Origin of the sequence: Methanobrevibacter sp., assembly GCF_045116495.1 — an archaeon.
In the GTDB taxonomy this organism is placed as follows: domain Archaea; phylum Methanobacteriota; class Methanobacteria; order Methanobacteriales; family Methanobacteriaceae; genus Methanocatella.
Genome location: NZ_JBGULU010000070.1, coordinates 1 through 5,673, shown reverse-complemented (window position 1 = coordinate 5,673; position 5,673 = coordinate 1). Strand labels below are relative to the sequence as shown.

The following is a 5,673-nucleotide window of genomic DNA, read 5'->3' as shown; positions in this document are numbered from 1 at the left end:
CAGAAGATGGTCATGAACTTTACATACAATTTTGTACTTGTTTCTCAATTCTAAATATTCACAGTCATCACAAATCATAATTACCCTCCTTATTTCATTGCAAGATCCATTATGCTGAACTGTTCACCTTCCCTTCTGGGAGCAGGCGCACCCATTCCAAAGGCGGACTTGGCAAATTCCTTATTCATTCTTTTTGAGACTTCATCAAATATCATTTTATATGCTGTACATTGCGGATCCACTGCCTGAGGTGTTTTATATGCCACAATTGCATTGTAAGGACATCCTCCTTCACAGTATTTCTTATGTCTGCATTTTTTACAGTCCTCATCAACAAAATCTCTGAATTCCTGAAGTTTTGCCCATGCATCAGATGCCTTTAAATCATCAAAACTCGGATTGTCTGCGACATTTCCTAAAACATATTCCGGCATTCCAACAAATCTGTAGCATGGATAAACTGAACCGTCAGAACCTACAGCAAGGGTTGTTCCGATGCAGTCTGCAAATGTACAGAGAGTTCCTCTTCTTCTGAGGGCACTCTTACAAATATGGTCCAAATCCATTATGGCAAACTTATCCAAGTCATAGAGGTATTTATCCAGCCAATCAACAAGCAGTTTACCATGCTCTTCCTGGTCAAGTGCCCATGGGTCTGCATTGTCTCCCCTAAGTGAAGGAAGGGCTGCATGAATCTTCAGACTCATCTGTTCGCCTTTAAAAAACTCATATAATTCATCTGAGAAATCCTTGGAGTAATCTGTTACTGTCAAAACAAAGTTGATTGTCAGTCCTTTGCTCTTGGCCAGCTCATATTTAGACATTGTCTTGTCAAAGTAGCCGTCTCCTCTCTGATAGTCATTGATTTCCTTTGGCCCGTCAATGCTTGTACTTACGACAACATTGTATTTCACAAACAAATCAATTAGCTCTTCTGATAAAAGCCAGATATTACTTTGAACGGAAAAACCTTCGAAATTATCCAGTTTTGAAAGCCTTTCTAAAGCATATTCATAAAAATCATAGCCTGCAAGAAGCGGTTCCCCACCATGGAATGTGAAGTGAACCTTATCATCTCTGAAATCACCTAACCAATCAATAATCTGGTCGATGATTTTCAAATCCATCATTTCTTTTTTGTTTTCAGATCCCCAACAGTATTTGCAGTTTGATGGACAGTTTAATGTTGGAATAATCATTACATGAAATGTCATTTTATCCATGAACTTTATTTAATTCTCTCAATAGTTGCTTTTTCTCATCTTCATCCATACTGTCGTTTACAAAGAAAATGTAACCGCACTCAGTACATTTTACTGCTTCCATTTCCGCATGTGCCCTGTGGTTGTCCAATAATTTTCTTTTGGCCACCTTATCTTTTGAGCCGCATTTTGGACATGGAGCCAATAATTCTTCAAGTTTCATTAAATTCACCTTGTTAATATTTCTAATTTTTTAGTATATAATCTTATAGAATTACCGAAAACTTTAAATAAAATGGTTAAGTGACTACAATTTTACCAAATGACTTCAACAAGCTTTAAATACCAAAATTAGCAATATTACTTATTAAAAATAATATTTAAAGTGATGAAAATGCCATATGACTACTATGACCTGTTTTTAAAACAGAGAAACAATCGAGTTTTTACAGAAATATCAAATATTGTCCGCCAAAATGTATGGAGAGATTCTTTTGATGTTGTAAAATCTCAGGAATGGGAAAATATAACTGACAAAATAAGAAAAAATTAGCGGTTTAAAAGTTTAACAATAGCTCTGTAGAGTGGAAAACCGATGGTTCTAACAAACATTAGGCCATATTTCATTCCCGGAAATTCAAACTCTTTTTTAACTTTTTTAAGTTCTTCTATAATATCCAATTTTTGAGGGCATTTTCTTAAGCACTTGCCGCAGCCATTGCATTTACCGGCATTGCCTTCATTTCCCATAATGCCTCCAACATACTGATAATAATCCATAAAAGACTGATTAAATAACCCTTTATGCTCAAACAGGTATTTTTCATTGTATATTTTCATACATTCCGGAATATTTACCCCCTGTGGGCATGGCATACAATATCCGCAAGTTGAACAGTTGATTTTTAAGGAATTTCTCAGCACCCTTTTTACATATTCTATTGTTTCCATTTCCTCAAAACTCAAAGATAAAGGAGTTGTTTTTTCACCAATAGCAATATTCTCATCAATCTGCTCAATTGAATTCATTCCAGACAAGACACAGGTTACATTTCTGTTATTTAAAACCCATTCCATGGCCCACTGGGCATTGCTTTTATTTGGATTTGCCTTTCTGAATATTTCTTCAGCTTCGCGGGGCATCTTGCCTGCAAGAATACCTCCCTTTAAAGGCTCCATTACCAAAATACCCATCCCTTTTGATGCTGCATATTCAATTCCTTCAGTACTGGCCTGAACATTCTCATCAAAATAGTTGTACTGAACCATTACAACATCCCAGTCATATCCATCAACAATAATTTCGAATTCCTCTTTGGGACCATGATATGAAAAACCGACATGCTTTATTTTGCCGTCATTTTTAGCTTTTCTGATGAATTTAAGCAAATCCTTTTTCAAAAGCCTGTTGATTGTTTTCAAATCAACGCCATGAATCAGATAGTAATCAATGCAATCCCTTTGAAGGCGGTTTAACTGCTCATCCAGAATTGTTTCCATATCTTCATATTTTCTGATGTTGATGGCAGGCAGTTTGGTGCATAATTTAACCTTGTCCTTATACTCCCCCTGCAGTATTTCACCTAAAAAAGTCTCACTGTCACCATAAAGATAAGCAGTGTCTATAAAATTTATTCCATTATCAATAGCATGGTATATTTGTTCTTTTGCAAGTTCGCGATCAACTTTACCATTTTTTAGAGGGAGCCTCATTGCTCCAAATCCCAACGGTGAAATTTCATCGCCCGTTTTTCTGATTATTCGATTTTGCATGATATCAATAAAAAAAAGTTTTGAAAGGTTAATTAAAATAAAATAACCTATTCATTTTCCCTAATAATTTCTCTCATATATTCAATCAAGGCGTCTTTGGATTCCTCATCATCCATTGCAAATTCAATTGAAGTTTTAAGCCATTCGAAACGGTTACCTATATCATAGGTTTTACCTTCAAAGGTCACGCCGTAAATTGAATCGAGCTTCTGAAGGGCATCTGTAAGCTGGATTTCACCGCCGACGCCCGGTTCGGTTTCATCAATCTTATCGAAAATTTCAGGTGCCAAAACGTAACGTCCCATAATGGCAAGATTAGATGGTGCCTGATGGGCTAATGGCTTTTCAACAAGTTTTTCAATGTTATAGACATTAGGCTCAACTTCAGTTCCCTTGATAATACCATACCTTTCCACCTTTTCTTTAGGAACTTCTTCAAGAGAAATTGCAGATGCGTCATATTTATCATAAACATCAATCAACTGTTTGGTGCATGGAGTTGGGCCTTTGGTAATTGAATCTCCTAAAAGAACAGCAAATGGTTCTCCTCCGATGTGTTTTTTAGCACAGTAAATCGCATCACCAAGTCCCTTCTGTTCCTTTTGTCTGACATAACAAATGTCGGCCAAGTCAGTGATTGCACGAACTTGCCTTAAACGGTCATCTTTTCCTGCACTCTGCAGGGTCTGTTCAAGTTCAAATGACTTGTCAAAGTGATCTTCGATGGATCTCTTATTTCTACCGGTAACAATTAAAATATCATCAATACCTGAAGCCACAGCTTCCTCAATAACATATTGAATGGTTGGTTTGTCATAAACCGGCAACATTTCCTTTGCTTGTGCCTTGGTAGCAGGTAAAAATCTAGTTCCAAAACCTGCCGCAGGAATTACAGCCTTCATAATTTATCACCCTAAGTTTTATTTAATACTAATTTTTAATTTAATACATTAAATAAGTTATGAAAAAATTAAATCAAGTTTAATTCATGAATCTTTCAGATAATGAAAAAGCAAAAATCAATATGGAAGAGATTAAATTGTTTAATAAAAAAATAAAAAAGAATAAAACTTTGATAAAAGTTTAATTCCCTTTAAAAGAAGCAGTATCGGCCATTGCCTTTAAGGATTCTAAATCATTTCCAGATATAATGATTAGCTGACTGTTGTTTTGATTTTCCAAACAGACAACATAATCACTGTCTAAAAACTCAGTACTTATATTGCTATTAAATGAAACATCAGCATTGTAGGAACTGTTTTCACCATCAACAACTTTAATTCCATCACTAGAAACGGAAACGTTTGTTCCATTTGAATCAGAAATTTCTAAGCCTTTATTGGAAAATGAGACAGTGTCGCCGTCAGCTGAAAATTTCAAATCCCCTGATGAAAAGACCTCATTGGCAAATCCCATTACATCATCAATTCCCTTTTCAATATCAGAGGCGGAAAAATTAAAATTAGTTGAATTTAGAGTTTTTACTACTATATACTTATCATTTTCTTCAACAATTTTTCCATTCTTCTTAATATCGTTGATAAAACCTGATGCTACGCTCTTATTAGCTGATGAATCTTTCAGATAGGTTATTGAAGATACCTCTTTAGAGTTATTTCCGGTATTTTCAAAAACAGTCATGTCCACAGATACCTCACCAACGTTAACTTTACTAGTAGCATTTTGACTGAAGTCACATCCGGACGGCATATCTATCTTAAAATTGTTATTGCTGAAATCATTTACTGAATCTACTGCATTTGTAACTGAAATTACAGCAAAAATGACAAACAATACAGTTAATATACCTAAAGCTTTTGAATTGAATCTCAAATTATCACCAATTAATATTATGGAAGATGAAATTAAAAAAAATATCGTTTGATTAAAAAAAAGAAAATAATTATAGTTATTTTTTAACTATAATCTTATTTGTGTTTGTCAGACCGTTGTAAGTTGTTTTGATAGTGTGTTTTCCAACTTTCAAATTCTTAGGTATGCTGAAAGTAGCTATTCCTTTTTTGTTAGTCTTGATTTTATAGGTTTTGCCTTTAAATTTAATTTTGACTAATTTTTTTGCAAAAGCTTTACCTTTTGAATCTAAAACTTTTACCTTGAATTTAGCGGACTTTTTAACTTTAACATTGATATTTTTTGTTATTAAAGTCTTTTTAATGGTTATTTTGTTTTTAACAATGACAGAACCATATGAACTGGTTATGGTATGTTTTCCAGGTTTTAAGTTTATTTTTAAAGTTGCAACACCATTTTTATCTGTCTTAACCTTATGATTTTTACCGTCAACGGTAAACTTGACATATTTGTATGCTGCTTTGCCTGACATGTCACTGACAGTGACCTTATAGACTGTTTTACTTTTATAATAGCATGTAAGGTCTTTTGAAGCAATTTTATCTTTGGAATCTACAGTGACATGTATATTGCCATTTATCAATGTGATATTTAGATATCCTGCCTTTGGGGCAGTGTAAACCAGCTGGCCAGATTTATCGATTAACGCATCATATTGAGACACGTTTCCTTCTTTATCGACAAGACTTGTAATGTCATATTTTATAACAATCTTTTGGCCTTTTTTAACCAGTTCCCCATTGTGGGTGAATTTCATTACCAGCCATTTTGTGACATTTTCAATTTTAGGTATTGCATTTGGATTGTCCAATGTATCTCCCCAGAA

7 protein-coding genes are annotated in these 5,673 nt (G+C 34.3%); 1 reads left to right on the top strand and 6 read right to left on the bottom strand.

Going from position 1 to position 5,673, the window contains the following annotated elements; genetic code table 11:
- Nucleotides 1-89 precede the first annotated feature (89 nt).
- Together ACJMLH_RS03340 and ACJMLH_RS03335 are read right to left on the bottom strand one after the other, a co-directional pair.
- On the bottom strand, nucleotides 90-1,214 hold the full coding sequence (locus ACJMLH_RS03340; protein WP_405274709.1) for a TIGR04083 family peptide-modifying radical SAM enzyme: 1,125 nt from the start codon (nucleotides 1,212-1,214) through the stop codon (nucleotides 90-92).
- A 1-nt stretch (nucleotide 1,215) separates the two neighbouring features.
- Complete coding sequence (locus ACJMLH_RS03335; RefSeq protein WP_405274707.1) at nucleotides 1,216-1,425, bottom strand: TIGR04165 family Cys-rich peptide; 210 nt, start codon at nucleotides 1,423-1,425, stop codon at nucleotides 1,216-1,218.
- Nucleotides 1,426-1,596: 171 nt separating this feature from the next.
- Here ACJMLH_RS03335 and ACJMLH_RS03330 point away from each other — a divergent pair, with 171 nt between their 5' ends.
- The gene (locus tag ACJMLH_RS03330) at nucleotides 1,597-1,755 is read left to right on the top strand and encodes a hypothetical protein (RefSeq protein ID WP_405274705.1); all 159 of its coding nucleotides are present in this window, start codon (nucleotides 1,597-1,599) and stop codon (nucleotides 1,753-1,755) included.
- On the opposite strand, the gene ACJMLH_RS03325 is transcribed toward ACJMLH_RS03330, so the two are convergent.
- From ACJMLH_RS03325 to ACJMLH_RS03310, 4 genes are all read right to left on the bottom strand, one after another.
- Entirely contained in the window at nucleotides 1,752-2,975 is a 1,224-nt protein-coding gene (locus tag ACJMLH_RS03325; protein ID WP_405274703.1) for an aldo/keto reductase, read from the bottom strand. The genes ACJMLH_RS03330 and ACJMLH_RS03325 overlap by 4 nt on opposite strands.
- A gap of 47 nt (nucleotides 2,976-3,022) precedes the next feature.
- The gene (galU, locus tag ACJMLH_RS03320) at nucleotides 3,023-3,877 is read right to left on the bottom strand and encodes a UTP--glucose-1-phosphate uridylyltransferase GalU (protein ID WP_405274701.1); all 855 of its coding nucleotides are present in this window, start codon (nucleotides 3,875-3,877) and stop codon (nucleotides 3,023-3,025) included.
- Between the two features lie 181 nt (nucleotides 3,878-4,058).
- Nucleotides 4,059-4,808, bottom strand: coding sequence for a hypothetical protein (locus ACJMLH_RS03315; protein ID WP_405274699.1), 750 nt, complete (start codon nucleotides 4,806-4,808; stop codon nucleotides 4,059-4,061).
- 76 nt (nucleotides 4,809-4,884) lie between these two features.
- A partial coding sequence (locus ACJMLH_RS03310; protein WP_405274697.1) for an Ig-like domain-containing protein occupies nucleotides 4,885-5,673 on the bottom strand: 789 nt, incomplete at its 5' end.

Excerpts from the sequence above, each read along its gene's own strand:
- ACJMLH_RS03325 (WP_405274703.1), bottom strand. The coding sequence starts at position 2,975 with ATGCAAAATCGAATAATCAGAAAAACGGGCGATGAAATTTCACCGTTG.
- galU (WP_405274701.1), bottom strand. The coding sequence starts at position 3,877 with ATGAAGGCTGTAATTCCTGCGGCAGGTTTTGGAACTAGATTTTTACCT.
- ACJMLH_RS03335 (WP_405274707.1), bottom strand. The coding sequence starts at position 1,425 with ATGAAACTTGAAGAATTATTGGCTCCATGTCCAAAATGCGGCTCAAAA.
- ACJMLH_RS03330 (WP_405274705.1), top strand. The coding sequence starts at position 1,597 with ATGCCATATGACTACTATGACCTGTTTTTAAAACAGAGAAACAATCGA.
- ACJMLH_RS03340 (WP_405274709.1), bottom strand. The coding sequence starts at position 1,214 with ATGACATTTCATGTAATGATTATTCCAACATTAAACTGTCCATCAAAC.